Here is a 22,582-nt window from a genome sequence, read left to right on the forward strand (position 1 = left end):
GCTCAGGCCGTCGGGATCCCGTCACCCTCGAGCGCCACCGGCTCGCCCGTGAACGGCACGACGTCCCCGCTGCCGGCGTCCGTGGTGAACACCTCACCGACGTAGTCCTGGACGCCCTTGTCGACCGCGGTGATGCCGACGCCCTCGAAGGCCGCGTGGCTGTCCTTCGAGAAGCTCAGCGGGACGATGCCGTTGCCGGTCAGGGTGCCCACCTCGAGGGCGTCGAGCACGCTCTCGCGCGTCGGGTCCTCGCCGGCCTGCGCGAGCGCCTGCGCGAACAGGTACCCGACCGACATCCCGAACACGGTGTTCCCGCTGAACTGGGCGCCGCCGTTGTACTCGTCGTTGATCTGCTGGAAGAGCGTGACCCACTCGTCGTCCGGGCTGAACGGCAGGTAGTTGGAGCTGACGAAGCCCTGGAGCAGCAGCGGCGCGACGTCCTCGCCGAGGTAGCCGACCAGCGTCGGGTAGTCCCCGCCGGACGACGACGACACCCACTGGGCCCGGTACTTCATCTTGGCGGCGGTGCCGAGCGCGAGGGCGGTGAACCCGTTGACGGTGGCCAGGAAGTTGACCTCGCAGCCCGCCGCCTGCATGGCGCCGATCTGCGCGACCACGTCCTGCACCGACACCGAGTACGTCTGCGTCGAGGCGAGCCCGTCGCCGCCCAGCACGGTGAGGAGGCCGGTGGTGAAGTCGGTCCCGAAGTCGTCGTCCTGGCCGAGCACGCAGTACGTCTTGTCGGGCCACGTCTCCTGTGCGTACGTGGCCAGCGCCTTCGCCTCCACGATGTAGCTGGCGTTGTACGCGAACGTCCACGGGTACTTCTCCGGCTGGTCCCACTGCGGGCTGCCCGAGGCGACGAACAGGTCCGGCACCTCGTTCTCGTTGAGGTAGTCGACGACCGACGAGTGCGTCGGGGTGCCCAGCCCGTTGAGGACCGCGAACACCTCCTCCTCCTGCACCAGCTCGCGGACGACGGTCTGCGTGGTCGCCGGGTTGTAGCCGTCGTCCTTGACCACGTACTCGATGCTGCGGCCGTTGATCCCGCCGTTGTCGTTGACGTAGTCGAAGTACGCCTTCGTCGCGGCCGAGATGGACGAGTAGCCGGCCGCGGCCGGGCCGGTCAGCGGGGTGTGCGTGCCGATCGTGATGGTGTCGTCCGTGATGCCGGGCGACGCCTCGGGGGTGGAGCACGCGGACAGGCCGGCCGCGACGAGCGCCGTGGCGACCAGCGCGGGGATGGACCGGGAGCGCTGTGACATCGGTGTCACCTCTGTTCTTCGGTAGGGACGAGGACCTTCGTGTGTTGTTCCGTACGGACGGGGTCGTCGATGGGTCTGCGCCGGGCGGTGAGTGCGCCGTGCAGGCCCTGCGGGGCGAGCGCCATGACCGTGATGAGCAGGAGGCCGAAGACCAGGACCGCGAGGTTGCCGTCGAGGCGCTGGGCGGCGTCGGTGGGGAGGCCGGCGGTCAGCCGGCCGATGAGCCAGGGCAGGAGCACCACGACGGCCGAGCCGAGTGCCGCGCCGAGGATGCTGCCGAGCCCGCCGATCACCACCGCGACGACCAGCAGCAGCGAGAACCCGACGGTGTACGCGCCCGGGCTCACGGCCTGGGCGACGAAGCACAGGACCGCCCCGCCCAGCCCGGCCGCGACCGAGCTGGCCGTGAACGCCAGCACCTTCACGCGTCCGGCCGGGATGCCGCTGAGCCGGGCGGCGACCTCGTCGTCACGGACCGCCTGCATCCGCAGCCCGAACCGCCCACCGCGCAGCACGGTCAGCCCGGTGACGACGACGGCCGCGACGACGACGGCCACCATCGCCTGCCACTGCTCGAGCGCGATGACCCGCCGGAGCGCGTCGGGCACACCCTCGAAGGCCGTCTGCACGCCCTGGTCGCCGTGCAGCACGGTCGACCAGGTGGAGGCGACCGCCGGCAGGGCGACGACGACCGCGAGCGTCAGCCCGGCGAGGTACGGCCCGGACAGGCGGGCGGCCGCGAGGCCGAGCAGCAGCCCGACGACCGCGCTGACCAGCGCCCCGGCGAGCAGGGCGACCACGAACCGTGCGACGCCGCCGAACGGCAGGGCGTTGCTGGTGAGCGCGTAGCCGTACCCGCCGACGGCCATCAGGGCCGCGTGCCCCAGCGAGAGCTGGCCGCTGGCCCCCACGAGCACGGTGAGCCCGGCGGTCGCGCACAGGTACGCGGCGACGAGGGCGAGCTGGTAGTTGCGGAACGGGTCGAGCGCGAACGTCCCCAGCAGGGCGACCAGGGTCCACCCGGCCGCGAGCAGGAGCGTGCGGGCGAGCGGGCGCTGACCGGGCAGGCGCTGCGGGCGGCTCATGCGTGCCTCGCCGCGGCTGCCGCGAACAGGCCGGCGGGTCGCAGCAGGAGCACGAGCACGAGCAGGCCGAGCACGGCGATCGGCACCAGGCCGGCGCCCAGGTACCCGGTCACCAGGCTCATCGCGACGCCGACCACGACACCCCCGACGAGGGCGCCGACCGGCGAGTCCAGGCCCCCGACCACCGCGACCGTGAAGCCGAGCACGAAGAGCGAGTCGGTGGCGTGCGGGTTGAGGCCGAGGCTCGTCGGCACCAGCAGCAGCGCCGCGAGCGAGCCGACGACGCTGGACAGGACCCAGCCGAGGGTGACGGTCCGCGAGACGCGGACGCCCAGCAGCCGGGACACCTCGGGGGCGAACGCGGCGGCACGCATCTGCAGCCCGAGCGACGTCCACCGGAACAGGACGGCCAGGACCACCATGACCACGACCGCGGTGACCAGCACGAACAGGTCGTACGGGGACAGCAGCGGCACGCCGCCGACGAGCACCGCGCTGTCGTCGAACGGGACGCGCATCGGCCGGTAGTCCGGACCGAACGCGATGCCCAGCGCCGACTGCAGGACCATCACCAGGCCGATCGCCAGGATCACGCCCGACAGGGGAGACCGGGGCGACGCGAACCGCATCACCCCCCGCTCCACGGCGAACCCGAGCACCCCGCCGGACACCAGAGCCGCCAGGAGCCCGAGCCAGTAGCTGCCGGTCAGGGCCGTGACCTCGAACGCGACGTACGTGCTGACCACCGCCATCGCGCCCTGGGCGAAGTTGATGACGCGTGCACCGCGCCAGATGAGCACGAGGGCGAGCGCGAACAGCGCCAGGACGGCGCCGCGCGCGAGGCCGGTGCCCAGGAGGAAGACGAGTCGGTCCATCAGAACCCCAGGTAGGCGTGGCGGAGGCGCTCGTCGGCGGCGAGCTCGTGCGCCGGGCGCGACGCCACGACCTCACCGAGACCGAGGACGACGCCGTGGTCGGCGACGGACAGCGCGCCGACGACGTTCTGCTCGGCGAGCAGGACGGTCAGCCCGGTGCGGTCGGCCAGGCCGCGCAGGACGCCCATGATCTGGGCGACCACGCGGGGCGCGAGCCCGAGAGACGGCTCGTCGAGCAGCAGGACGGTGGGCCGCGCGACCAGCGCACGACCGAGCGCGAGCATCTGCCGCTCACCGCCGGAGAGCTGGTGGCCGGCGTGGTTCCTCCGGCGTGCCAGCGGCTCGAACAGCGCGTAGACCTCGGCGATCGCCTCGCGCCGGTCGGCCCCGCGCCACAGCCCGCCGAGCCGCAGGTTCTCGTCCACGGTCAGCTCGGCCACGACCCCGCGGCCCTCGGGCACGTGCGCGAGCCCGCTCCGGACGCGGTCCTCGACGCTCACCGCCGCGAGGTCCCGACCGGCCAGCCGCACCGTGCCGTGGGTCGCGGGCACCAGCGCGCTCAGGGTGCGCAGCAGGGTCGTCTTGCCGGCCCCGTTGGCGCCGACCAGCGCGACGATGCTGCCGGCGGGCACGTCGAGGTCCACGTCCCGCAGGACGGGCGCCCCGCCGTAGCCGACCGTGAGCCCGCGGACCTCGAGCAGCGCGGTCACGACGCGGTCACCTCGATCCCCAGGTAGGCCTCGTCGACCACCGGGTCGCCGGCGACCTCGTCGGGGGTGCCCGACGCGATCACGCGACCGAAGTCGAGCACCACGACGCGGTCGCACACGCTCATGACGAAGTCGACGTGGTGCTCCACCAGGAGCACGGCGCAGCCGGTGGCCGCGGTGTGCCGGACCAGGTCGCCGAGCGCCGCGATGTCGTCGGTGCCGAGCCCGCCGGCCGGCTCGTCGAGGAGCAGCAGGCTCGGCTCGGCGACCAGTGCGCGGGCCAGCGCGACCTTCTTCTGCTCCGGGTAGGGCAGGTCACCGACGGCTCGGTCGGCGTGCCCGGCCAGGCCGAGGGTGTCGAGCTGTCGCTGGGTGTCGGCGCCCGGGTCGTGCGCGCCCAGGCGGCCGGCCAGGACGTTCTCGCGGACCGTGAGGCCGCGGAACAGCCCGAGCCCCTGGAGCGTGCGGGCGACGCCTCGCGCGGCCAGCCGCGTCGGGTCGGACGCGAGCGGGAGGCCCCCGACGGCGATGCTGCCCGCGCTGGGGCGGACCAGGCCGCAGACGACGTTGAAGAGGGTCGTCTTGCCTGCGCCGTTCGGGCCGATGAGTCCGACGACCTCGCCCTCGTCGACGTGCAGCGAGACGTCGTCGAGGGCGGCGAGGCCGCCGAACCGCACGCTGAGGCCGCGGACGGCAAGGCGCGGGGCACCCTCTCGGGGAGGAGCTGTCAGTGCGGACATCGGCACCTCTTCGTGTCGGTGAGGACGAACGTACAACAGAAACCGACCGGACGGTATGTCCTGTCGAGCACAGTTGTGTCATGGTCGCGCGGAGCAGTTCAGGAGTGCGGGATGCCCGCGATCATGCCGCCGTCGACCACCAGCTCCGTGCCCGTCGTGTACGCGGAGTCGTCGGACGCGAGGAAGACCACGGTGCCCGCGACGTCGGCCGCGACCGCCGGCCGGCCGAGGGGGATGGCCGTCGCCGTGGGGTCCAGCCGCGCGGTCATGGGGGTGAGCACGAAGCCCGGGTGCACGGAGTTGACCCGGATGCCGTCGCGGCCCAGCTCGACGGCGAGCGACTTGGTCAGGCCCCGGACCCCGAACTTGGACGCCACGTAGCCGTGCAGGTGGTCGCCGCCGCGCATGCCCTCGACGGACGAGATGTTGATGATCGACCCGCGCCCGGCCGCCTTCATCGCCGGCACCACGGCCTGCGCGCCCAGGAACACGCCCGTGAGGTTGACCGCGATGACGGCGTCCCACTTGGCGAGCGGGTAGTGGTCGATCGGCCCGGCGTTGGCGATCCCCGCGTTGTTCACCAGCACGTCGACGGCGCCGAAGGCGGCGAGGGTCCGTTCCACCGTGGCGGTCCAGCTCTCCTGCGAGGTGACGTCCAGGTGGGTGGCCAGCGCGCGGTCGCCCAGCTCGGCGGCCAGCGCGGCGGCGGCGTCGTCGACCAGGTCCGCGATCACCACGCTCGCGCCCGCGGAGTGCAGGGCGCGCACGAAGGCGGACCCGAGCCCGCCCGCGGCGCCGCTGACGATCGCGACGCGCCCGTCGAGCGCGCTCACGAGACCCGGACCACGAGGCGCCCGGTGGTGCCGCCGTCGGCGAGTCGCTGCACCGCCGCGGCGGCGTCCTCGAACGCGACGACCTCGCCGACGACCGGGCGGACGCTGCCCTGGTCGATGAGCCGGGTGAGCTCGGTGTGCACCGCGTCCACCAGCTCGGGCCGGCGCTGCGCGTAGAGCGCCCAGTGCAGGCCCAGCACGCCGTAGTTCTTCACCAGCGCGTGCCCGGCGTTGACCGCCTGGATGGTCCCGCCCGCGAACCCCACCACCACGATCCGGCCCTCGAAAGCGATGCACCTGGTGGACTGCTCGAAGGCGGTCCCGCCGACGGGGTCGAACACCACGTCGGCACCCGCACCCGCGGTCTCCGCCTTGACCACCGCCACGACGTCCTGCGCCGACCGGTCGATCACGACGTCCGCGCCGGCCGTCCGAGCGACCTCCGCCTTGGCCGCGCTGCCGACCACGCCGATCACCCGCGCCCCCGAGGCGGCCCCGAGCTGCACGGCAGCCGTGCCGACACCCCCCGCGGCCGCGTGCACGAGCAGGGTCTCGCCGCGCTGCAGGGCCGCGCGCCGGTGCAGCCCGAACCAGGCGGTCTGGTAGCCGATGGTCAGCGCCGCGGCCTCGGCGTCGTCGAGCGCGGCCGGCGCAGGGAACACCTCGCGCTCGTCGAGCACCGCGAGCTCCGACAGGACTCCGATCCGGGACCCGACGACGCGGTCGCCGAGCGCGACGCGGGACACCCCGTCGCCGAGACCGACCACCTCGCCGCACAGCTCGATGCCGGGGGAGAAGGGCAGCGCAGGGCGGACCTGGTACTCGCCGCGGGCGAGCAGCACGTCGGGGAAGTTCACCGCGACCGCACGCACCCGGACGAGCACCTGCCCGGGGCCGGGCGTCGGATCCTCGACCTCGGCGAGCTCCAGGACCTCGGCGGGCTCGCCGTGCCGGGTCACGTGCCAGGCGCGCACCGGGCTCAGGCCTTGATCGCGACGAGGAAGAGGTCCGTCAGCTGCTGCGCGAGGACGCCCTTGTCCTCGGCGCCGTCGGGGGAGTACCAGTTCGACAGGTAGTGGACGTCCGCGAAGAAGTGGGCGACGAGCACCGCGCGGGGGATGTCGGTCCGGTAGAGACCCTCCTCCTGGCCGCGCTCGATCAGGCCCGCGAACACGTCGTGGTACTGCCGGCGGCGGCGTGTGACCTCCTTCTGGCGCGGCTCGGAGAGCATGTGGACGCTGCGGAAGAAGACGGTGCCCTCGGGCAGGAAGTCGATCGACGTCTCGACGACGTCGACGCACACGTCGTGCAGCGTCTGCGCGGTCGGGGCGCCGCGCCCGACGATCTCCTCCAGGTGGTTCGTCTGGAGCGTCAGCATCCGCTCGTAGATCGAGAACAGGAGGTCGTCCTTGGACTCGAAGTAGTGGTACATCGCGCCCTTGGTGACGCCGGCCGCCTCGACGATCTGCTGCACCGAGGTGTTGGCGTACCCCTGGGTGGAGAACAGGTCGACGGCGGCCTGCGTGATGTCGTCGACGACGCTGGACGTGGCCATGGTGGTGCCTCTCTCGTGTGCGACTAGCCGACGGCGACGGCACTGGCGCCGCCGTCGATGGTGAGCGTATGGCCGGTGATCCACGCGGCGTCGTCGGACAGCAGGAACGCGACCGGGCCGGCCACGTCCTCGGGCTCCCCGATGCGTCCGAGCGGGTAGACCGCGGCGAGGGCCGCCTCGCGGTCGCCCTCGTAGAGCGCCTGCGCCAGCCGTGTCCGGACGACGGCGGGGGCGACCGCGTTGACCCGGATCCCGGGCGCGAGCTCGACGGCGAGCTGTTGCGTGAGGTTGAGCAGCGCGGCCTTGGAGACGCCGTAGAACGCCACGCCCGGGCTGGCCGACAGGCCCGCGACCGAGCCGGTGTTGACGATCGAGCGGCGCAGGCCCGCCTCGACCGCCGACCGTGTCCAGTCGAGCGCCGCGACCACGTTGACCTCGAGGATCTTGCGCACGACCGAGCTCTCGATCTCCAGCGCCGGGCCGTAGGCGGGGTTGATCCCCGCGTTGTTCACCAGGTGGTCGAGGCCGCCGAAGCGGTCGCGCACGAGGGCGAACACGTCGGCGCGGTGGTCCTCGTCGTCGGCCTGGCCCGCGACACCCACCGCGTGTCCCTGGGCGATCGTGTCGAGACGCGCGACGGCCTGCTCGAGCGACTCCGGCTTGCGGCCGGTGATGACCACCGTGGCACCCTCGGTGACCAGCCGTTCCGCGACGGCCAGACCGATCCCGCGGCTGGCCCCGGTGATCAGGGCGACCCTGCCCTCGAACCTGCGCATGCCCACTCCTTCGATACCGACTGTTCGGTATGTCGCCAGACAGTAGCGCATGGGCGGCGTCCTTTTTCTGACTCAGCGTCAGATAGGCTCGCGCCATGGATCTCGTCTACAACCTGCTCATCGTCCTGCACCTGCTCGGCTGGGCCATCGTGCTCGGCGGCTCGCTGGTCAACCTGCGCACCCCGAAGATCGCGACCGGCGTGCTGCACGGCATCCTCACGGCCCTGGTCACCGGCATCCTCATGGTCGGCATCGCGTCGGCGGGCCTCGCCGGGCACGACCCCAACACGACGAAGGTCGCCGTCAAGCTCGTCGTCGCGCTCGTCGTCGCCGCCCTGGTGATCCTCGGGGTCCGCAAGCCGTCGCGCGTCACCACCGGCTACCTCGGCGCCATCGCCGGCCTCACGGCGCTGAACGTCGCCATCGCGGTCCTCTGGCGCTGAGGACGTTACTGTCCACCCGTGAACTCCGTCGGTGACCTCCTGGTCGGGCTCGTCGTGCTGGTCGGGCTCTTCGGGGTCGTCGTCCAGGTCCTGCCCGGCGGGCTGCTCGTGGCCGGCGCGGTCATCGTCTGGGGCGTCGTCACCGGAGGAGTCGCGGGCTGGACGGTCGTCGCGATCACCGTCGTGGTCACCGCGCTGGCGTTCGTCGGCAAGTACCTGCTGGCGGGCCGGCACCTCAAGCGCGCGGGTGTGCCGTCGTCCACCCTCGTCTGGGGCGGCATCGCGGGCATCGTCGGCTTCTTCGTGATCCCCGTCGTCGGGCTGTTCGTCGGCTTCGTGCTCGGGATCTACGTCGCGGAGTACCTCCGGTCTCGCGAGCCCCGGCCGGCGTGGCGGGCGACCGTCGCCGCCCTGCAGGCGACGGGTCTGACCATCCTGGTGGAGCTCGCCGCGGCCCTCGTGGCCACCGGTGCGTGGCTCACCGCGCTCGCCCTGCGCTGACCCGGCACGTCCACAGGTCCAGGACGGGATTGTCGGTCCCGGCGCCTATCCTGGGAGTGCCATGACGTCGCTCTTCGAGAACCTCTCCCTGCCCCTGCCGGGCGCCTCGGCAGACCCCTCCGGTGACGCCGCGGCCGAGGCCGCGGCCGCCCGCCGCCGAGCCGAGGCCGACGCCCTGCTCAAGGGCCTCAACCCGCAGCAGCGCGAGGCGGTCCTGCACCAGGGCGGTCCGCTGCTCATCGTGGCCGGCGCCGGCTCGGGCAAGACGAGGGTGCTGACCAACCGCATCGCGTACCTGCTGGCCACCGGCCGGGCGCGTGCGGGCGAGGTCATCGCGATCACGTTCACCAACAAGGCCGCCGCGGAGATGCGCGAGCGGGTCGAGGGCCTCGTCGGCCCGGCCGCCGGCCGCATGTGGGTGTCCACGTTCCACTCGGCGTGCGTGCGGATCCTGCGCCGCGAGGCGGCGACCCTGGGGCTGCGGTCCAGCTTCTCGATCTACGACTCGGCCGACTCGCAACGCCTGCTCACCCTCGTCGCGCGCGAGCTCGACCTCGACGCCAAGCGCTACCCCGCCAAGGCGTTGGCGAACAAGATCTCGTCGCTCAAAGACGAGCTGGTGGACCCCGAGACCTTCGCGGCGACGTCCGGCGGCGGCGCGGCGAACGACTTCGACACCGCACTGGCGCAGGTCTACACGCGCTACCAGGCGCGGTTGAAGCAGGCGCACGCGCTCGACTTCGACGACCTGATCATGACCACCGTGCACCTGCTGCGCGCCTACCCCGCCGTGGCCGAGCACTACCGGCGCCGGTTCCGGCACGTGCTGGTCGACGAGTACCAGGACACCAACCACGCGCAGTACGCGCTGGTGCGCGAGCTGGTCGGCTCCTCGCGCGGGATCGTCGACGACTCCACGGACATGGAGCTCCCGCGCGGCGAGCTCACGGTCGTCGGCGACGCCGACCAGTCGATCTACGCATTCCGCGGGGCGTCCATCCGGAACATCCTCGAGTTCGAGGTGGACTACCCGGACGCCCGGACCATCCTGCTCGAGCAGAACTACCGGTCGACGCAGACCATCCTGTCCGCGGCCAACGCGGTGATCAGCCGCAACCCCGGCCGCGAGAACAAGCGCCTGTGGACCGACTCGGGGGCGGGCGCGCAGATCGTCGCGTACGTCGCGGACACCGAGCACGAGGAGGCGCGGTTCGTCGCGGAGGAGATCGACCGGTTGGGCGACTCCGACGGCGTGCGCCCCGGCGACGTCGCGGTGTTCTACCGCGCGAACGCGCAGTCCCGGGCGCTCGAGGAGGTGCTCATCCGCGTCGGCCTGCCGTACAAGGTGGTCGGCGGCACCCGGTTCTACGAGCGCAAGGAGATCAAGGACGCGGTCGCGTACCTGCGCGCGCTGGACAACCCCGACGACGACGTGAGCGTGCGCCGCATCCTCAACGTGCCCAAGCGCGGGCTGGGAGACCGGTCGGAGGCGATGGTCGCCTCGTTCGCGGAGCGCGAGCGCATCTCGTTCGGCGCCGCTCTCGACCGGCTCGACGAGGTCCCCGGCCTCGGGACGCGCGCGATCACGGGTCTGTCGGCGTTCGCCTCGATGATGACCGACCTGCGGACGCTGGCGTCGACCGCGGGCCCCGCTGAGGTCCTCGGCGCGGTGCTCGACCGGTCGGGTTACCTCGCCGAGCTGCGGTCCAGCGACGACCCGCAGGACGGCTCCCGGGTGGAGAACCTGGCCGAGCTGCACGCCGTCGCGTCCGAGTTCGAGCAGAGTGATCCCGAGGGCGTACTCGCCGACTTCCTCGAACGCGTCTCGCTCGTCGCGGACTCCGACCAGATCCCGGACGACGACGGCGGGGACGGCGACGGCGAGTCCCGCCCCGACCCCGGCGTCGTCACGCTGATGACCCTGCACACCGCCAAGGGCCTCGAGTTCCCTGTCGTGTTCCTCACCGGCATGGAGGACGGCACGTTCCCGCACCTGCGGTCGCTGTCGGACTCGCAGCAGCTGGAGGAGGAGCGCCGGCTCGCGTACGTCGGGCTGACCCGGGCGCGCGAGCGGTTGTACATCTCGCGGGCGGCCGTCCGTACGGCGTGGGGCGTGCCCAACGAGTTCCCGCCCAGCCGGTTCCTCGACGACCTGCCGGACGAGCTCATCGACTGGCGTCGCCGCGAGTCGTCGACCTCGCAGCTGCGCGGTGGGTGGGGCTCGGGCTACGGGTCGTCCGGCGGGAGCGGCGGTTATCGGGCGTCGTCAGCACCGCGGACCGAGCACAAACCGCTCCCGTCGACCGGTGCGACGTTCGGCTCGGCCAAGCCGCGCCCCGACTCCGCGATCCCGCAGCTGGCCATCGGCGACCGCGTCACGCACGACTCGTACGGGCTCGGCACGGTGATCGGGCTCGAAGGGGCCGGACCCAACGCCGTGGCCAAGGTCGACTTCGGCACCGACGGCACCAAGCGCCTGCTGCTGAGGTTCTCGCCCGTCACCAAGCTGTAGCGGTCCGCCCGCGAGAGGCGACCCGCCCGCGCGGCGAACCTGCCCCGCGCAGCGACCGCGGCCCAGTCGGTCGGCATCCGAGTGCCTCAGCCCACCGGGACGTCGGCCCACACGGCGGTGACGGCCTCGCGCGCGGCCGCGGGTCCCACGCCCAGGGAGCTGAGCGCCCCGTACGCGGTGCTGTCGTCCAGCCGGGCGACCGCGAGCAACAGGTGCCCGGTGTCGATCCGGCGGTGCTTGAACCGGATCGCCTCGCGCAGCGCGATCTCCAGCAGCTTCTTGGCCGACGGCTCGAAGGGCAGGTGCCCGGCCCGGCTGCGTGGCAGCGGCGTGTCGAGCGCTCCCGGGCCGAACGACGCCTCGACCTGGGCACGGACGGCCTCCAGGTCGATGCCGACGCCGGCGAGCGCGTCGGCGTCGATGGCGCCCGGCGGCAGCGCGCGGACCGCGGCGAGCACGTCCCCGTGGGTGACGCCGAGGCGCGCCAGGGCCTGGGCGGCGACCGAGTCGGGGGTGCGGAGCATGCCCAGCAGCACGTGCTCGGTGCCGATCCGGTCGGCACCGAGCGCGCGTGCCTCCTCCTGCGCACCGACGACCGACTCGCGGGCGTCCTTGGCGAACTTCTCGAACATCAGCCGACCCTCTTTCCGTACTTCTTGTGGACCGCCTGCCGGGAGACGCCCAGGGCGTCGGCGACCTGCTGCCAGGACCAACCGAGCCCGCGGGCGCGCTCGACGTGCAGGGCCTCCAACCGGTCGGCGAGCGCGCGGAGCGCCCGCACGGCCCGCAGGCCCTCGGCAGGCTCGGCAGCACTCGCGGCTGCGGTCATGAGCTCATCGGACATGCCCGTCAACCTACGTTGACACTTGGATGATTGTCAACTCACACTGACAGCGATGTCCGCACTCGTGCGGGGAGGAACCCGACGGAGTGCGGACGCAGCGACGGGAGGGACGGCAACGTCCGCACTCGTGCGGGCAGGAGGCTGCCGGAGTGCGGACGTCCGCGGGTGGGGGCCGGGTCAGGGGTGGGGGATCACCTGGGGGCGGGTCAGGTCGCGGTTGTCGATGACGACCGTCGCCCGGGACGCGGGCCGGCACGCGGCGAGGTAGCGGCGCTGGCCCTCGACGTAGCGAGCGTTCGCCGGGTGGGTCGGGTCCGGCGGGGAGCCGTCACGGACGGCCATGCGGGCGAACGTCTCGCCGAAGTCGACGTCGAGGTACACCGAGAAGTCCCACCAGGCGGCGAGCTCGTCGCGGTGCAGGAAGATCCCGTCGAGCACGAGGACCGTGCGGTCCGTGCCCGCCTCGCGCGGGAGGTGGAGCGCGGTGTCGGTGGCGACGTCCCGCACGGCCCGCCGGAACCGGCGCGAGCCCCCGGGGGCGAACGGCTCGAGCACCTCGGTGCGCAGGGCGTCGTAGTCGTAGGAGTCGGCCCAGAACCCCTCGGGGGAGTGCCGGCCCTGGCGGTAGCGCTCGTCGCGGGGGCGGTGGAACCCGTCGACCGAGATGCGCACCACGTCCCGGCCCTCCCGGCGCAGCTCGGCGGCGAGCTCGTCGGCGAAGGTGGTCTTGCCGGCGCCGTCCATGCCGTCGACCCCGACGAGCACGGGCCGGCCGAGCGTGCGCGGGTCGGGCACGCGGCGCGTCACGTCGCGCAGGACGGCGAGTCGCGCGACCGACGCCGTGGGCGCCGTGTCCGACGGCGCGCTCACCGTGCGTGTCTGTCGACGTCGGTGCCGAGCAGGGCAGCCACGATCGTCACCGGATCCATGCCGGGAACGTAGCGGATTGCGGCGGTTCGGGGGAGGGGTTGCGGAGAAGCGGTGGACGAGAGGGGCGTTGCGCACGCCACATCTCTCGATGTGAAGAGATCTCCACCCGGCGGCTACCATCATCCGGGGCGTTTCGGCCGCACAGAGGCCGTCGAATGCCGGTTGATGAGAGGACCCAGACCAGGTGGACCTGTTCGAGTACCAGGCACGTGACATCTTCGAGAAGCATGGCGTCCCCGTGCTCGGCGGCGTCGTCGCCACGACTCCCGAGGAGGCCCGCGCCGGCGCGGAGCAGCTCTTGGGCGGTCAGCCGGGCGTCGTGGTGGTCAAGGCGCAGGTCAAGGTCGGTGGTCGCGGCAAGGCCGGCGGCGTGAAGCTGGCCCGTTCCGCGGACGACGCGGCCGAGAAGGCCACCGAGATCCTCGGCATGGACATCAAGGGCCACACGGTCCACCGCGTGATGATCGCGGCCGGCGCGAAGATCGCCACGGAGTTCTACTTCTCCCTGCTGCTCGACCGCGCCGAGCGCCGGTACCTGGCCATGTGCTCGGTCGAGGGCGGCATGGACATCGAGCAGCTCGCGGTGGAGCGTCCCGACGCCCTCGCCAAGGTGGCCGTCGACCCGCGCACCGGCATCGACCAGGCCAAGGCCGACGAGATCGTGCGCGCCGCCGGGTTCGACGCGGACATCGCCCCCAAGGTCGCGGCCGTCCTGCAGACGCTCTGGACCGTGTACCGCAGCGAGGACGCCACGCTGGTCGAGGTGAACCCGCTGGTCCTCACCGAGGACGGCGAGATCGTCGCGCTCGACGGCAAGGTCACGCTCGACGAGAACGCCTCCTTCCGCCACCCTGAGCACGCCGACCTCGAGGACGCCGCCGCAGCGGACCCGCTCGAGGCGCGCGCCAAGGAGAAGGACCTCAACTACGTCAAGCTCGACGGCGAGGTCGGCATCATCGGCAACGGCGCCGGGCTCGTGATGAGCACCCTGGACGTCGTCGCGTACGCCGGTGAGGCGCACGGTGGCGTGAAGCCGGCCAACTTCCTGGACATCGGTGGCGGCGCCAGCGCCGAGGTCATGGCCGCGGGCCTGGACATCATCCTCACGGACCCGCAGGTCAAGGCGGTCTTCGTCAACGTCTTCGGCGGCATCACGGCGTGCGACGCCGTCGCCAACGGCATCGTGGCGGCTCTCGAGATCCTCGGCGACGAGGCCTCCAAGCCGCTCGTCGTGCGCCTCGACGGCAACAACGTGCTCGAGGGTCGTCGGATCCTCGCCGAGGCCGGCCACCCGCTCGTCACGATCGCGGACACGATGGACGGCGGCGCCGACAAGGCGGCCGAGCTCGCCCACGCCGCGGCCTGAACCCCCTGACGCAGAGAGAAGCAGACACCACCATGGCGATCTTCCTGACCGAGGCATCCAAGGTCATCGTCCAGGGCATGACGGGTTCCGAGGGCCAGAAGCACACCACCCGCATGCTCGCGTCCGGCACGTCCGTCGTCGGCGGGGTGAACCCGCGCAAGGCGGGCACGTCCGTCGCGTTCGGTGACACCGACGTCCCCGTCTTCGGCTCCGTCGCCGAGGCGATGGACGCCACCGGCGCGGACGTCTCCGTCGTCTTCGTGCCGCCGGCCCACACCAAGGCGGCCGTCGTCGAGGCGATCGAGGCGGGCATCCCGCTGGTCGTCATCATCACCGAGGGCGTCCCGGTGGCCGACACCGCCGAGTTCTTCGCGCTCGCGCTGGACAAGGGCGTGCGGCTCATCGGCCCCAACTGCCCCGGCCTGATCAGCCCCGGAAAGTCGAACGTCGGCATCATCCCGGCCGACATCACCGGCCCCGGTCGCGTGGGCCTCGTGTCGAAGTCCGGCACGCTGACCTACCAGATGATGTACGAGCTGCGGGACTTCGGGTTCTCCACGGCCATCGGCATCGGCGGCGACCCGATCATCGGCACCACGCACATCGACGCCCTCGCGGCGTTCGAGGCGGACCCCGAGACAGAGGTCATCGTGATGATCGGTGAGATCGGTGGCGACGCCGAGGAGCGTGCGGCCGCGTACATCGCCGAGCACGTCACCAAGCCCGTCGTCGGTTACGTCGCCGGCTTCACGGCCCCCGAGGGCAAGACGATGGGCCACGCCGGCGCCATCGTGTCCGGCTCGTCGGGCACCGCGCAGGCCAAGAAGGAAGCCCTCGAGGCTGCCGGCGTCAAGGTCGGCAAGACGCCGTCCGAGACGGCCGAGCTCGCGCGCCAGCTCCTGAGCTGACCTCCGTCCGTCGTCGACCCCGGTGAGCCCTGCGGCCACCGGGGTCGACGTGTCTCACCCGACAGCCGACGCGCCGCGCCGGGTTCGCCGCTCCGGCGAGCGCGGCAGCGACCATGGCACGGTGAGCGCCACCGGCCCCCGCACGGGGGGCACCCCCGTCGTCGACCGTCGTCGTCGCCGCACGCTGTCCGACGACCCGACCCCGACGTTCTTCACCAGCGCGCTCGACGGAGCGCCGCGCTGGGTCGCGGGTGTCCTGTCCGCGCTGCAGGCGGCGCTGCTGTCGTTCCTCGTGCTCGCCCTGCCGGCCGTGGCTGCCTACGTCGCGACCTCGGCCGACCCCTCCAACAGCGGCGTCGGCTGGTTCCGCTCCGTCGGCGTCGGGTCCGCCCTGTGGCTGCTCGGGCACGGCGTGCCCGCGCACGTCGGCCCGGTCGTGGTGTCCCTGGTGCCGCTCGGCGTCACCGCGCTCGCGCTCTTCGTCTGCTACGCGTCGGCCCGCAGGTCCGGGCTGGCGACCTGGCCCTCCTACGTGGCGGGAGTCGGGACGTACACGCTGGTCGCGGTCCTCGTCGCGCTGCTGTCGGGCGTGTCCGGCGCCGGGCTCGCCCGGGCGCTGGTCGGCGGAGCGCTCGTCTCCGCCGTCGGCCTGGGCACGGGGCTGCTCGCGCGTCCGGAGGCTCCGCCGCTCCGGACGCTCACCCGCGCCGTGTGGTCGCGGTGCCCGACGCCCCTGCGCACCGGGGCCGCCGGCGGCGTGCTCGCAGCGGCGTCGCTGGTGCTGGTCGCCGCGCTGGTGACCACCCTGTGGGTGGTGGCCGGCCGCGCCACCATCGGGGACGTCGTCCGCGGGCTCGGCCTCGATGCCGTGGGCGGCGTCGTGCTGGCGGTCGCCGAGCTGGCCTACCTCCCCAACCTGGTGGTGTGGGCGCTCGCGTGGCTCACCGGCGCCGGCTTCGCGGTCGGCGAGGGGACGCACTTCGGGCCCGACGGGGTCGTCGGCGGTGCGCTGCCGGCAGTCCCCATGCTCGGTGCGCTCCCGGGACCCGACGTCGCAGGTCCGGCGACGAGCCTGGTGCCGCTGGTCGTCGTGGCCGTCGGAGCGTTCGTCGGCTGGTACCTGCACCGACGGCTCCAGACGCAGCGCTGGTGGGACGCGATGCTGGCGTGCGCAGCTGCCGGGGTGACGACGGCGGTCCTGGTCGCGGTGCTGGTGACCGCGGCGAGCGGCGGCATCGGGCCGGACCGGCTGGCGCACGTGGGCGCGCAGGGCGTGCTCGTCGGGCTGCTCTCCGGCGCCGGCGTGCTGGTGGGGGCGCTGGTGGTGGCGCTCCCCGGCGATGCGCCGCTCCGTGCGCGGCTCGGGCGGCTGCTGCGCCGAGACCCCGACTGACCGGCGTCAGGAGCCCGGGTTCTCCAGCGACGTGCGCAGGTCGTCGAGATCCTTCTCGTACTGCGTCTCGCAGGCGTTCGTCGCGCTGATCGTCAGGGCGCCCTCGAGGCACTCCTGCTTGTCCTGCTGCACCGGCCAGAGCGCCAGCTGCACGCCGAGGATGAGCGTCCACGACAGCGCGATGACGACGCCCACCGCGAGCAGCGGCACCAGGCCGCGGGTCCGCGCGCGCCCCGCGATGATCAGCCCGCGGACCCCCACGACCAGGGCGGCGACCGCGAACAGGAGGCCCGCGGCCTGCCACGGCAGCGGCAGCGTGGCCACCAGGACCGAGCCGAGCACGAGCACGCCGAACAGCCGCGTGAGACGCGTGGCGTGCGCCGCCACCTCGGGGTCCGGGGGCTGGCGCTCGGGGTCGGCCGGGGCCTGCGGCCGAGGCATGGGCGGCGGCCACGAGGGTCCGTCCTGCGGTGCGGGTGCGTCCTTCCGGTCGGCGTCGGGGGGCGCGTAGGGGTTGCTCACCCGTGCATTCTCGCCCACGGGCGGGGTCGGCGGACGCGCGTGCCCGGGCTGCACGGTGGCCAGTAGGGTCGGCCCGTGACGCACGAGACGCCCCACCGCCCCACCCCGGCCACCCGCGACTCGGGTCGGCTCGTGGTCCTGGTCTCGGGCACGGGCTCCAACCTGGCCGCCCTGCTGGCCGCCCACGACGACCCCGCCTACGGCGCACGGGTGGTCGCCGTGGTGGCGGACCGCAGCGGGATCCGGGCGCTCGACATCGCCCGCGAGGCCGGCATCCCGACCGCGGTCGTCTCGCTCAAGGACTTCGACGACCGCGCGGCCTGGGACGCGGCCGTCACCGAGACGGTGTCGGTCTTCTCGCCGGACCTCGTCGTCCTCGCCGGGTTCATGAAGCTGTTCGGCGCGACGTTCCTGGGGCGCTTCGGCGGTCGGATCCTCAACACCCACCCGGCGCTGCTGCCGTCGTTCCCGGGCGCGCACGGCGTGCGGGACGCGCTCGCGTACGGCGTCAAGGTGACCGGCTGCACGGTCATGGTGGTCGACGAGGGCGTCGACACCGGTCCGATCCTCGCGCAGGCGACGGTCACGGTGGAGCCCGACGACGACGAGGCCACGCTGCACGAGCGCATCAAGACCGTCGAGCGGGAGCTGCTGGTCGAGTGGGTGGGCCGGATCGCGCGCGAGGGCCTGCGGATCGAGGGCCGGCGCGCGATCGTCGGCTGACGCTCGGCTAGACTCGGCCCCGGTCGTGACTGGCGCAGGTGGGTGCAACCACCGGGGAGCGGCCGCAGTGCCCCGCCACGCACCGCCCGCCTGGGTGCATGGGTCCGCCCTAGCCGACCCTGCACATCCGGGAGCGCCATGTCCGAGAACACCTTCCAGCGGCCCGTCCGCCGAGCCCTGGTCAGCGTCTACGACAAGACCGGCCTGACCGACCTCGCCGCTGCGCTGCACGCCGCCAGCGTCGAGATCGTCTCCACCGGCTCCACCGCCGCCACCATCGCCGCCACCGGTGTGCCCGTGACCCGCGTCGAGGACCTCACCGGCTTCCCGGAGTGCCTCGACGGGCGCGTGAAGACCCTGCACCCGCGGGTGCACGCCGGCGTGCTGGCCGACACCCGGCTCCCCGCGCACCTCGCGCAGCTCGACGAGCTGGGCATCGAGCCGTTCGAGCTCGTCGTGGTCAACCTGTACCCGTTCACCGCGACGGTCGCGTCCGGTGCCGGCCCCGACGAGTGCGTCGAGCAGATCGACATCGGCGGCCCGTCGATGGTGCGCGCGGCGGCGAAGAACCACCCGAGCGTGGCCGTCGTGGTGGACCCGGCGCGGTACGACGAGGTCGTCGCGGCCGTCGGCGCCGGCGGGTTCACGCTCGCAGCGCGTCGCCTGCTCGCGGCCGACGCGTTCGCCCACACCGCCGCCTACGACGCCGCGGTGGCCAGCTGGTTCGCCGCCGAGTACGCACCCGACGAGCGGGCAGCCGACTCCGGCTTCCCGGCGTTCACGGGGACCACCTGGGTGCGCGGCGAGGTGCTGCGCTACGGCGAGAACCCGCACCAGCAGGCCGCCCTGTACCTGACGCCCGACGGTGCCGCGGGCCGCGGTCTGGCCGGTGCCGAGCAGCTGCACGGCAAGGCCATGAGCTACAACAACTACGTCGACGCCGACGCCGCGTGGCGGGCCGCGCACGACCACGCCGACCCCGCGGTCGCCATCATCAAGCACGCCAACCCGTGCGGCATCGCGGTAGGCACCGACGTGGCCGACGCCCACGCGAAGGCCCACGCGTGCGACCCCGTCTCGGCGTTCGGCGGCGTGATCGCCACCAACCGCACGCTGACCGCCGCCGCGGCCGAGCAGATCGCACCGGTGTTCACCGAGGTCGTCGTCGCCCCCGCGTTCGAGCCCGGTGCCCTCGAGATCCTCAGCCGCAAGAAGAACATCCGCCTGCTCCAGGTGACGCCCGTGGACGGTGTGCGCACCGAGCGTCGAGCGATCAGCGGCGGCCTGCTCGTCCAGGAGCTCGACCAGGTGGACGCCCCCGGCGACGACCCGACCGCGTGGACGCTCGCGGCGGGCACACCGGCCGACGCCGCGACGCTCGCCGACCTGGCGTTCGCGTGGCGGGCGGTGCGCGCGGTGAAGTCGAACGCGATCCTGCTCGCCGACGCCGGTGCGTCCGTGGGCGTCGGGATGGGCCAGGTCAACCGCGTGGACTCGTGCCGGCTGGCCGTCGAGCGGGCCAACGCCGGGGACGCCGAGCGGGCGCGCGGGGCAGTCGCAGCCTCGGACGCGTTCTTCCCGTTCGCCGACGGCGCGCAGGTGCTCATCGACGCGGGCGTGCGCGCCATCGTGCAGCCGGGCGGCTCGGTCCGTGACGAGGAGGTCGTCGCGGCCGCGCAGGCCGCCGGGGTGACGCTCTACCTCACCGGCACGCGCCACTTCGCGCACTGAGCCGGCACTCGGTCCTCAGGCGAGCGCGGCCTCGCGCAGGGGCCGCCCCGGGTCGCGCGCCAGCGTGCGGTCGAGCCGGGGCAGCCCCGCGCCGGTGAACAGCCGGCGCGCGGCGCCCACGTCGCGGGGGCGGTCCACGGTGAGGATCGCGCCCACCTCGTCGGAGCCGCGCCGGTACCAGAGCGCCGCCCACCCCGCGCCGGCCGGGTCGCCGCGGAGCACCACCTCGTCCTGCGTGCGGGGATGCCCGAACAGGGCCAGCTCGTGCCCCAGCTGGGTGGAGAAGACGTAGGGCGCGCCGTCGGCCGGGGTGTCGTCGGGGGTGCCCAGCAGGTCGGCGACGAGCCCGGCGGGCCCGCGGAGGGCACCGTCCCAGTGCCCGCCGGGGATCCAACCGTGCCGGGGAGACCGGCGGAGCGCGACGTCGCCCACGGCCCGGACCGTGCGGGGGGCGCCGATCACCGCGAGGTGCTCGTCGACCCGCAGCGAGCCGTCGTCCTCGCGGGGGAGGGCGCCGGCGAGCCAGTCGGTGGTGGGGCGCGCGCCGACCGCCGCGAGGACGACGTCCGCCTCGATCAGCTTGCCGTCGGCCAGGCTCACGCCGTTGGCACCCACCTCGACCACGTGCTCGCCCGTCAGCAGCCGGACACCGGCCGAGGCGTACCAGGAGGTGGTCAGCTCGCCGACGACCTGCCCGAGCGCCGCGGCGAGCGGCGCCCCCGTCGCCTCGACCACGACCACCTCGATGCCCGCGGCGGCGGCCACCCCTGCCACCTCGGCGCCGATCCAGCCCGCGCCGATCACGACGAGCCGGGTCCCCGGCTGCAGTGCCGTGCGGAGGCGGTCGGCGTCCGCGGCGGTGTGCAACGTCAGTGCGGCCTCCCACCCGGGCGGGCGGACGGCGTGCGCGCCGGTGGCGACGACCAGCGCGTCGGCCGACATCGGGCCGTCGTCGGTCAGCACCTCGGGGCGCACCCCGGAGAGCGACAGCGCGCGTGCCGGGGTGCTCAGGTGGACCTCGTCCGCGAGGGCGAGCAGGTCCACGCCGATCTCGTCGGTGAGCCAGGTGGGCGCGGTACGGTCGAGGAGGTGCTTGGACAGCGGCGGCCGGTCGTACGGGGCGATGCCCTCGGTGCCGAGCACGACGACCCGCCCGTCGAACCCCCGCTCACGCAGCGCGGCGACCGTCTGGGTGGCCGCGAGTCCCGCGCCGACGACCAGCACGTCACGCGGTCGGGAGGGGTCGAGGGGCTCGTCGTCGGTCCGGGCGCTCACCTCGCAACGGTAGTCTCCCGTCGGGAGGCACGAGCGAGATGGTGAAGGAGCGCATGAGCGGGGGAGCCGGGGTGCATCGCGCGGCTCCCGCTCACCCCGGCGCCGGGGCGCGGGAGCGCGTGGAGAGGGCCGTGCAGGACCCGCGACCCGTCGACCCGCCGTCCACCGGGCCGATCCCCGTCGAAGAGGCTCCGCTCGACCCTCGCGCCATCGCGCGCGCGTCGCTCGACGCCGCCCGGAACGTGTCGTTGTGGTGGACCAGCTCCGGCATCGTCGTCGCGACCGTGGTGGCCCTCGCGGTCGGCACCCGGGCGGGCGCGTTCGTGCTCGCCGGCGTCGCGCTCGTGGGCGCGGTCGTGCGGGCCGTGCTGCCCTCACCGGGTCCTGTGGCCCTCACGGTGCGGGCCAAGGCGATCGACGTCGCCGTGCTCGCCCTGTTCGGCGTGGGCGTCGCGCTGCTCGCGCAGCTCCTCCCGCGCTGAACCCGGCGGGGACGCACGGACGCCCGGCACCACGAGGGCACCGGGCGTCCGGGTCGTGCGGGTGGGGCTCAGCGCTCCGAGACCACCAGGACGTCGTCCGTGGTGACGTACGCGTCGTCCTCCTCGAGCAGGTTGTCCTCGACCGGCTCCGCGGCGAACGCGCGGTAGATCAGGCCGGCCAGCGCGGCACCGACCAGCGGGGCCACCCAGAACAGCCAGAGCTGGCCGAGTGCCCAGCTCTCGGAGAAGATCGCCGCGGCCGTCGAGCGGGCCGGGTTGAGCGAGCCGTTGGTCACGGGCGTCGCGACCAGGAGCAGGACGGCGAGCGCGAGACCGATCGCGAACGGGGCCTGCACGTTCGCGGACCGACGGTCGGTGGCGCCGAGGATGATGCCGACGAACACGGCGGTGAGGACGATCTCGACGAGCAGGCCGATGACCAGCGAGAACTCGACCTGCCCGGACGACGCGGTGGCCAGGGGCGAGTGCTCGCCGAAGCCGTTGGCGACGTTGGTGAAGAACGTCTTCGCCGTGGCCTCGGTGTCCTGCGTGATGAGGCTGGGCAGCGTCGACGGGATCGTGATGAACAGGATCGCGGCCGCGAGGATGCCACCGACCAGCTGGGCGAGCCAGTAGGGCAGGACGTCCTTCCACGGCGTGCGGCCGCCGATCGCGGCACCGAGCGTCACGGCCGGGTTGAAGTGGCCGCCGGAGACGTGACCGACCGCGATGATCGCGGCGAGCACCGCGATGCCGAAGCCGAGCGCCACGGCGAGCCCGTCGACCTGGCTCAGCCCGGTGTAGAGGGCGATGCCGAGACCCACCAGCGCGAGCGCGAAGGTGCCGAACGCCTCGGCGCCGAGGCGCGCGACCAGGGTCGGACCGGTGACGACGACGGTGCCGGCGGGAACGACGTACGCGTCGAGCTCCTCGACGACGACGTCCTCGTCCGTCTCCTCCGGCGCGACCGTCGTCTGCTCGGCGACCTCCTCGGCCGCGGCGGCTGCGGTCGTCTCCTCGGGCGCGGGGGCGGGAGCGCCCTCGGCCGTGGTCGTGTCGGGCTCCGGGGAGGCGGCGGCCTTGTCGGGGTTGTCCTGTGACATGTCGATCCTG

24 protein-coding genes are annotated in these 22,582 nt (G+C 73.5%); 9 read left to right on the top strand and 15 right to left on the bottom strand.

Features of this window, described 5'->3' with window-relative positions:
* Positions 1-2: 2 nt before the first annotated feature.
* The 9 genes from ASD18_RS08255 to ASD18_RS08295 form a co-directional block, all read right to left on the bottom strand.
* Positions 3-1,265, bottom strand: a complete 1,263-nt coding sequence (locus ASD18_RS08255; protein WP_056089180.1) for an ABC transporter substrate-binding protein — start codon at positions 1,263-1,265, stop codon at positions 3-5.
* Positions 1,266-1,270: 5 nt separating this feature from the next.
* A complete protein-coding gene (locus tag ASD18_RS08260) occupies positions 1,271-2,350 on the bottom strand; it encodes a branched-chain amino acid ABC transporter permease (RefSeq protein ID WP_082573676.1) in 1,080 nt (359 codons plus the stop codon).
* Positions 2,347-3,225 carry a branched-chain amino acid ABC transporter permease gene (locus ASD18_RS08265; RefSeq protein WP_056089183.1) on the bottom strand — a complete coding sequence of 293 codons (879 nt, stop codon included), beginning with the start codon at positions 3,223-3,225 and terminating at the stop codon, positions 2,347-2,349. The genes ASD18_RS08260 and ASD18_RS08265 overlap by 4 nt, the downstream gene beginning before the upstream one ends.
* Positions 3,225-3,935: an ABC transporter ATP-binding protein gene (locus ASD18_RS08270; protein WP_056089186.1), complete on the bottom strand. Its 711-nt coding sequence runs from the start codon at positions 3,933-3,935 to the stop codon at positions 3,225-3,227. Before ASD18_RS08270 ends, ASD18_RS08265 begins: the two co-directional genes overlap by 1 nt.
* Positions 3,932-4,675: an ABC transporter ATP-binding protein gene (locus ASD18_RS08275; RefSeq protein ID WP_056089190.1), complete on the bottom strand. Its 744-nt coding sequence runs from the start codon at positions 4,673-4,675 to the stop codon at positions 3,932-3,934. The genes ASD18_RS08270 and ASD18_RS08275 overlap by 4 nt, the downstream gene beginning before the upstream one ends.
* Before the next feature lie 98 nt (positions 4,676-4,773).
* Positions 4,774-5,508, bottom strand: coding sequence for an SDR family NAD(P)-dependent oxidoreductase (locus tag ASD18_RS08280; protein WP_056089192.1), 735 nt, complete (start codon positions 5,506-5,508; stop codon positions 4,774-4,776).
* Complete coding sequence (locus ASD18_RS08285; protein WP_056089196.1) at positions 5,505-6,482, bottom strand: NADPH:quinone oxidoreductase family protein; 978 nt, start codon at positions 6,480-6,482, stop codon at positions 5,505-5,507. Before ASD18_RS08285 ends, ASD18_RS08280 begins: the two co-directional genes overlap by 4 nt.
* 5 nt (positions 6,483-6,487) lie before the next feature.
* On the bottom strand, positions 6,488-7,063 hold the full coding sequence (locus ASD18_RS08290) for a TetR/AcrR family transcriptional regulator (RefSeq protein WP_056089199.1): 576 nt from the start codon (positions 7,061-7,063) through the stop codon (positions 6,488-6,490).
* A gap of 23 nt (positions 7,064-7,086) precedes the next feature.
* Positions 7,087-7,839, bottom strand: coding sequence for an SDR family oxidoreductase (locus ASD18_RS08295; RefSeq protein WP_056089205.1), 753 nt, complete (start codon positions 7,837-7,839; stop codon positions 7,087-7,089).
* Positions 7,840-7,934: 95 nt separating this feature from the next.
* On the opposite strand from ASD18_RS08295, the gene ASD18_RS08300 reads away from it, so the two are divergent.
* From ASD18_RS08300 to pcrA, 3 genes are all read left to right on the top strand, one after another.
* Entirely contained in the window at positions 7,935-8,282 is a 348-nt protein-coding gene (locus tag ASD18_RS08300) for a hypothetical protein (RefSeq protein ID WP_056089208.1), read from the top strand.
* 18 nt (positions 8,283-8,300) lie between these two features.
* The gene (locus tag ASD18_RS08305; protein WP_056089211.1) at positions 8,301-8,783 is read left to right on the top strand and encodes a DUF456 domain-containing protein; all 483 of its coding nucleotides are present in this window, start codon (positions 8,301-8,303) and stop codon (positions 8,781-8,783) included.
* Positions 8,784-8,844: 61 nt separating this feature from the next.
* Positions 8,845-11,295, top strand: coding sequence for a DNA helicase PcrA (gene pcrA / locus ASD18_RS08310; RefSeq protein ID WP_056089213.1), 2,451 nt, complete (start codon positions 8,845-8,847; stop codon positions 11,293-11,295).
* Between the two features lie 86 nt (positions 11,296-11,381).
* Here pcrA and ASD18_RS08315 read toward each other — a convergent pair whose 3' ends face one another.
* From ASD18_RS08315 to ASD18_RS08325, 3 genes are all read right to left on the bottom strand, one after another.
* A complete protein-coding gene (locus tag ASD18_RS08315; protein WP_056089216.1) occupies positions 11,382-11,927 on the bottom strand; it encodes a Clp protease N-terminal domain-containing protein in 546 nt (181 codons plus the stop codon).
* Positions 11,927-12,139 (bottom strand): helix-turn-helix transcriptional regulator, encoded by a 213-nt coding sequence (locus tag ASD18_RS08320; protein WP_056089219.1) that lies wholly within the window; start codon positions 12,137-12,139, stop codon positions 11,927-11,929. Before ASD18_RS08320 ends, ASD18_RS08315 begins: the two co-directional genes overlap by 1 nt.
* 177 nt (positions 12,140-12,316) lie before the next feature.
* Positions 12,317-13,009 (bottom strand): uridine kinase, encoded by a 693-nt coding sequence (locus ASD18_RS08325; RefSeq protein WP_235522297.1) that lies wholly within the window; start codon positions 13,007-13,009, stop codon positions 12,317-12,319.
* 244 nt (positions 13,010-13,253) lie between these two features.
* On the opposite strand from ASD18_RS08325, the gene sucC reads away from it, so the two are divergent.
* The 3 genes from sucC to ASD18_RS08340 all read left to right on the top strand — a co-directional run bounded on the left by sucC (position 13,254) and on the right by ASD18_RS08340 (position 16,736).
* A complete protein-coding gene (sucC, locus tag ASD18_RS08330; RefSeq protein WP_056089221.1) occupies positions 13,254-14,435 on the top strand; it encodes an ADP-forming succinate--CoA ligase subunit beta in 1,182 nt (393 codons plus the stop codon).
* Between the two features lie 32 nt (positions 14,436-14,467).
* Entirely contained in the window at positions 14,468-15,343 is an 876-nt protein-coding gene (sucD, locus tag ASD18_RS08335) for a succinate--CoA ligase subunit alpha (protein ID WP_056089224.1), read from the top strand.
* A gap of 121 nt (positions 15,344-15,464) precedes the next feature.
* Positions 15,465-16,736, top strand: a complete 1,272-nt coding sequence (locus ASD18_RS08340) for a DUF6350 family protein (RefSeq protein WP_056091831.1) — start codon at positions 15,465-15,467, stop codon at positions 16,734-16,736.
* Positions 16,737-16,742: 6 nt separating this feature from the next.
* Here ASD18_RS08340 and ASD18_RS08345 read toward each other — a convergent pair whose 3' ends face one another.
* Entirely contained in the window at positions 16,743-17,258 is a 516-nt protein-coding gene (locus tag ASD18_RS08345) for a hypothetical protein (RefSeq protein WP_056089227.1), read from the bottom strand.
* Between the two features lie 75 nt (positions 17,259-17,333).
* On the opposite strand from ASD18_RS08345, the gene purN reads away from it, so the two are divergent.
* The gene (purN, locus tag ASD18_RS08350) at positions 17,334-17,981 is read left to right on the top strand and encodes a phosphoribosylglycinamide formyltransferase (protein WP_056089229.1); all 648 of its coding nucleotides are present in this window, start codon (positions 17,334-17,336) and stop codon (positions 17,979-17,981) included.
* A 138-nt stretch (positions 17,982-18,119) separates the two neighbouring features.
* Positions 18,120-19,712 carry a bifunctional phosphoribosylaminoimidazolecarboxamide formyltransferase/IMP cyclohydrolase gene (gene purH / locus ASD18_RS08355; protein ID WP_056089232.1) on the top strand — a complete coding sequence of 531 codons (1,593 nt, stop codon included), beginning with the start codon at positions 18,120-18,122 and terminating at the stop codon, positions 19,710-19,712.
* A gap of 15 nt (positions 19,713-19,727) precedes the next feature.
* Here the strand turns inward: purH and ASD18_RS08360 are convergent, their stop codons facing one another.
* A complete protein-coding gene (locus tag ASD18_RS08360; RefSeq protein WP_056089236.1) occupies positions 19,728-20,987 on the bottom strand; it encodes an NAD(P)/FAD-dependent oxidoreductase in 1,260 nt (419 codons plus the stop codon).
* A gap of 53 nt (positions 20,988-21,040) precedes the next feature.
* Here ASD18_RS08360 and ASD18_RS08365 point away from each other — a divergent pair, with 53 nt between their 5' ends.
* On the top strand, positions 21,041-21,469 hold the full coding sequence (locus tag ASD18_RS08365; RefSeq protein WP_082573942.1) for a DUF3017 domain-containing protein: 429 nt from the start codon (positions 21,041-21,043) through the stop codon (positions 21,467-21,469).
* Between the two features lie 68 nt (positions 21,470-21,537).
* Here ASD18_RS08365 and ASD18_RS08370 read toward each other — a convergent pair whose 3' ends face one another.
* Positions 21,538-22,572, bottom strand: coding sequence for an aquaporin (locus ASD18_RS08370; protein ID WP_056089239.1), 1,035 nt, complete (start codon positions 22,570-22,572; stop codon positions 21,538-21,540).
* Positions 22,573-22,582: the final 10 nt, after the last annotated feature.

Source organism: Cellulomonas sp. Root137, assembly GCF_001426725.1.
Lineage (GTDB): Bacteria > Actinomycetota > Actinomycetes > Actinomycetales > Cellulomonadaceae > Cellulomonas.

Coding starts and splice junctions, on each gene's coding strand:
- purH (WP_056089232.1), top strand. CDS start 18,120: ATGTCCGAGAACACCTTCCAGCGGCCCGTCCGCCGAGCCCTGGTCAGC.
- ASD18_RS08255 (WP_056089180.1), bottom strand. CDS start 1,265: ATGTCACAGCGCTCCCGGTCCATCCCCGCGCTGGTCGCCACGGCGCTC.
- ASD18_RS08275 (WP_056089190.1), bottom strand. CDS start 4,675: ATGTCCGCACTGACAGCTCCTCCCCGAGAGGGTGCCCCGCGCCTTGCC.
- ASD18_RS08315 (WP_056089216.1), bottom strand. CDS start 11,927: ATGTTCGAGAAGTTCGCCAAGGACGCCCGCGAGTCGGTCGTCGGTGCG.
- ASD18_RS08365 (WP_082573942.1), top strand. CDS start 21,041: ATGAGCGGGGGAGCCGGGGTGCATCGCGCGGCTCCCGCTCACCCCGGC.
- ASD18_RS08370 (WP_056089239.1), bottom strand. CDS start 22,572: ATGTCACAGGACAACCCCGACAAGGCCGCCGCCTCCCCGGAGCCCGAC.
- ASD18_RS08295 (WP_056089205.1), bottom strand. CDS start 7,839: ATGCGCAGGTTCGAGGGCAGGGTCGCCCTGATCACCGGGGCCAGCCGC.
- ASD18_RS08260 (WP_082573676.1), bottom strand. CDS start 2,350: ATGAGCCGCCCGCAGCGCCTGCCCGGTCAGCGCCCGCTCGCCCGCACG.
- ASD18_RS08300 (WP_056089208.1), top strand. CDS start 7,935: ATGGATCTCGTCTACAACCTGCTCATCGTCCTGCACCTGCTCGGCTGG.
- sucD (WP_056089224.1), top strand. CDS start 14,468: ATGGCGATCTTCCTGACCGAGGCATCCAAGGTCATCGTCCAGGGCATG.
- ASD18_RS08290 (WP_056089199.1), bottom strand. CDS start 7,063: ATGGCCACGTCCAGCGTCGTCGACGACATCACGCAGGCCGCCGTCGAC.
- ASD18_RS08320 (WP_056089219.1), bottom strand. CDS start 12,139: ATGTCCGATGAGCTCATGACCGCAGCCGCGAGTGCTGCCGAGCCTGCC.
- pcrA (WP_056089213.1), top strand. CDS start 8,845: ATGACGTCGCTCTTCGAGAACCTCTCCCTGCCCCTGCCGGGCGCCTCG.
- ASD18_RS08265 (WP_056089183.1), bottom strand. CDS start 3,225: ATGGACCGACTCGTCTTCCTCCTGGGCACCGGCCTCGCGCGCGGCGCC.